This is a genomic window from uncultured Veillonella sp., from assembly GCF_915069625.1.
Taxonomy (GTDB): domain Bacteria; phylum Bacillota; class Negativicutes; order Veillonellales; family Veillonellaceae; genus Veillonella.
The window spans coordinates 1-3,830 of the sequence record NZ_CAJZFD010000180.1 but is presented as its reverse complement, the minus strand read 5'-3'; the positions used below and the strand labels follow the sequence as shown (position 1 = coordinate 3,830).

Below are 3,830 nucleotides of genomic sequence, written 5' to 3'. Positions count from 1 at the left end.
TATTCGATTTTCCGCGGTGATTGATCCACGTCAGAGACAAATATAGCACCATACTCGTTTTCAAACTTAACAGCTAATACGTCGCCCACCTTAAAATGAGGTTCTCTCTTTGTTTTAGATTTACGAACCTTAAGCGGCTTTGGATTTTCGCTCTGTAGCTGTACTGCTAACTTATCCAATACCTTTTGACGCTGTTTAGGCGCCTTACCATCGATTTCTAGCCAAAACTCATGAGGTCCCTGAGCAATTATGTCTAAGGCTTTCTCTTTGATATTCTCTGATAGATGTCCTATCTTCCACAACGAATAGGCCACCGCAGTCCAATAAATTTCTGTGTAAAACTCATCAGTACAAAAATTTTGTTCCTCACTTAAGATTTCAGAAATGATTGTATCAACACTAACGCCATCCTTGTATCGCTCAACAATGGCATTATAAATATCATGACCATCATCACTATCTATGATTTTCACACCGTCAATTGCCATAAACGTCTCCTTTAAGACAACAGTTCTTATTCCATCTCGCCATGAGTCACTATAAACTCATCCTTAATCTGTTGCAATTCTTGTTTAGCAACCATGTATTGTTTTAAGTCAATTTGTCCATTTTCTTTTTGTTCAGTTAAGGCTCTTTCTTTGTTTGTGATTGTAATCCAATCTAACTGTACACTAAAATCAGTATTCACACCGTCACTATTTTCTCGTAAGGCAAGTAATGCAAATACTGTGTCCATATCAAGATTAAACATGTTACTTTCAAGATTAATAGGCTCGAAATAGTAACGAACTGTATCTGCACCAAATTCATCTTCTAAATTGGCCCATTCTGCCCCTGAAAGCACGGTAAAGCCGAGCGTATCGTTTCCAAGGCTTTCAATAAACCAACGCACCTCATAATCAGGCTTAACGAAGTCATTGAAATATTTTATGGTCACATCCCGATCTTGCTCATCACCGTAAGGAATTTGCAGCTCTTTATCACCTTTTCGTAACACAATATCGTCACCATAAGGCTTGCCATTACCGACTATTTCAATATCGATAGGCTCAGCCATCATATCATTAAAATAGCGCACTACATCTTCGTCATACTCACGCCAATCAATCCAGATGATAGCTTCGGAATCGTATAAATCATTTAGATCAATATTATTGGCAAAAAAGCTTCTTAATTCTTTATACAGATTCTCCATCGTCTCTCTCCTATGTATCACTTATTTTTAGGTAGTCTACAACACCCGTGTCACCACTTTAATACAACTCTATAAGGTTTCATAAATCACATCTTGTTGAACCGTAAAGTTTTCATCAAAAGAAACCAAAACATATAGATGTCCTGCTGGGGATTCACCTATATCATAACCTAGTGCAAATGCGTCGTAACAACCTGATTTATCTAACATTATATCCGTTAGTGTTAGCACAACAGACTCTTCTTGCGGTATTTCTTTTTGTATGATTTCCTGTGCTAATTGGTCTAATTTATCTAATTGAACATATAATTGTTCCCACATTGGTAGTGAAAGCACCTCGACCTCAGTATAACCAGAGCAGCTAATATTGAGGCTTTTGAAGGCTGGTTCTACATTTTCTACTTGAGTCTTTACTGTATCCTCTATAAGATTTTTTACTTGAGTCTCTATTGTATGCTCTTCGTGATTTGCTACTTCATCGGCCTCTAATTGGCGGGCTACAAAGTAAACCCCATACGGTTCTACAGTCCAGCTTTCAACGTTCCATAATATCATTAATTCAGATTTTATCATTATGATACCCCACTAGTTCGCCACACTCCACTAGTTAGTTCATTATCCTGCAATATCCGCATCAACAGGGTTCCCATCCGCATCAATATGGGCTATGATGCAGTGTCCCCAGAAAATATCATCATCGTCATAATAAACCTCTATGGAGCCATCATTGCGAAACACCAATTCGCCCATAGTAATACGTTTGGCAAATATGTCTGCTGTAATCGGATCTTGGTCGTCGTTATCGAGCCAATAATTAGCGAGGTCTAGTAAGTGTTCACTAATGTATGCGCTAATTCGTTGTTCAAATTCTTTGAAATTATCGATTTTATTGAAAACCGCCAACGCTACGGTGCAGCTTTCATCAGAACCCTCGTCTACATCAAGAGTGAATACATAATCATCAATTCTCGCTGTGTAATGTTGATACTCTCGATTTAATAGAAAATCACCCCTATCGGTATGAAGGTATTTAGGGGTTTTCAAATAAGCCGATAACGCCTCTAATTCGCTATGTTTAGCATGTTCCTCTAACACCTCAAGTACATAATAGCGATTATTCCAAGAGGTGCACATATAGCCCAAGTCCTCTAATGGTTTTGCTTTCTTAACTAACAATTTATAGACCCCATGGGGCTCAAAAGAATAACCCCATCTATCGTCAAGGCCCTCAATAATCCACGTCAAAATACCTTCACTACGGTCAAGTACGCCCGTCCGAGTATCTAGGATAGCATCGGTGAACACTAATGGTCTATGGTACTTATCTAAATAAGGACTCGCCCCATTCGCATCACTGCGCGGCAATGCATAAATTTCAAATACTTCCGGCTCAAACTCTGCTTCATATTCTGGTAAACGTACAATACTCATAATACTCTCTCCTATTCATTACATTTATACAGTGCAAATTGTTTACAGTTAAGAATTACAACCTTTTTATAGATACGGCCACATTATAATCGTGCCACTACATTATAATTTTCGTTACATCACAAACGTTCAGCTACATCGATTCTATGTAATAATTCTTTCGCTAGCTCTTGGGCTCTTTTAAATTCCTCATTTGAAAGTACCATGAGCACCAAACTATCTGTACCGATGTCCATGTCTACTAACTTATATTTTTTCCACGTGGAATTAAGATGTGCGCACCAGTCCCCAATACATTGACTATCATCGAATGCGGATGTATCAATAGATACATCTCCAGTTAAATTTTCATCAGTAGATAAATTTTTATTATGGATTAACTTCTGCACATAATAAAGAAAATCCTCTAATTCGATTTTCAAAGATAACTCTCTAGCACGACCAGTAGATAGCAACTTCTCATAGAGGTTCCACCAGCTATCTTCTAGTTCTTCCATGGAATGTAACTTTGCCTTGGACATGAATGATTTGGCTTGTTTAGCATCGCCTAGCAACAACGTTGCTAACTCTGTAAATGTAGATCGCATCTGATCGATATCTAGATACGCTACTTCTACACACAAACTACAATCAGGTACTCTGCGTTTTTTCACAAAAGCCCTCATCATCTTCACTGCGTCAGGATAACTTACATCAGCCATACGATACGTCTTACCATCTATATCTAAGAATAAATCTACTGCATCCTGCGTTTTACCTACACGTGCTTTCATGGCAGTGCAACCATCAATGGCATGAGGTGGGTATACCTCCACGTACATAGAAAATCCATCATGCATAGCCTTTAAGGTATTATCTATTCCGACTATATTAAAACCGGTTCCATTAGAACCAGGGCTTTTCAAATGCCATTCTTCGTAATTATCAAATAGTTTTTCTTGGATCCAATTGTAAAAACTCATATAGACTCTCCACTATGTACATTGATATTTACAAGTAACTTATTTATGTTCATTATAGCATGATTAGTAGAGAAATATTGGGTTTTCCCGACATTACTCACCATATCTTATGTTAAATAAAAATAGCATCCAATTTATGATTTATTAGATGCTATTAAGTACTTACTGCGACAATTTACTATAGACACAAAAATAGATATATTTAATTGTTATATATGTCCAAATATTAATAATAGTAGCTC

4 protein-coding genes and 1 pseudogene are annotated in these 3,830 nt (G+C 37.3%); all 5 read right to left on the bottom strand.

The genetic code is table 11. The features are described from left to right. A pseudogene (locus tag QZ548_RS08420) lies at nt 1-488 on the bottom strand (hypothetical protein); the annotation flags it as partial. A 26-nt stretch (nt 489-514) separates the two neighbouring features. Then, on the bottom strand, nt 515-1,195 hold the full coding sequence (locus QZ548_RS08415) for a hypothetical protein (RefSeq protein WP_295869681.1): 681 nt from the start codon (nt 1,193-1,195) through the stop codon (nt 515-517). A 69-nt stretch (nt 1,196-1,264) separates the two neighbouring features. Then, entirely contained in the window at nt 1,265-1,768 is a 504-nt protein-coding gene (locus QZ548_RS08410; RefSeq protein ID WP_295869679.1) for a hypothetical protein, read from the bottom strand. 42 nt (nt 1,769-1,810) lie between these two features. After that, nucleotides 1,811-2,626 carry a DUF2262 domain-containing protein gene (locus QZ548_RS08405; protein ID WP_295869678.1) on the bottom strand — a complete coding sequence of 272 codons (816 nt, stop codon included), beginning with the start codon at nt 2,624-2,626 and terminating at the stop codon, nt 1,811-1,813. A 119-nt stretch (nt 2,627-2,745) separates the two neighbouring features. Then, nucleotides 2,746-3,588, bottom strand: coding sequence for a DUF6630 family protein (locus QZ548_RS08400; RefSeq protein ID WP_295869675.1), 843 nt, complete (start codon nt 3,586-3,588; stop codon nt 2,746-2,748). Nucleotides 3,589-3,830 lie beyond the last annotated feature (242 nt).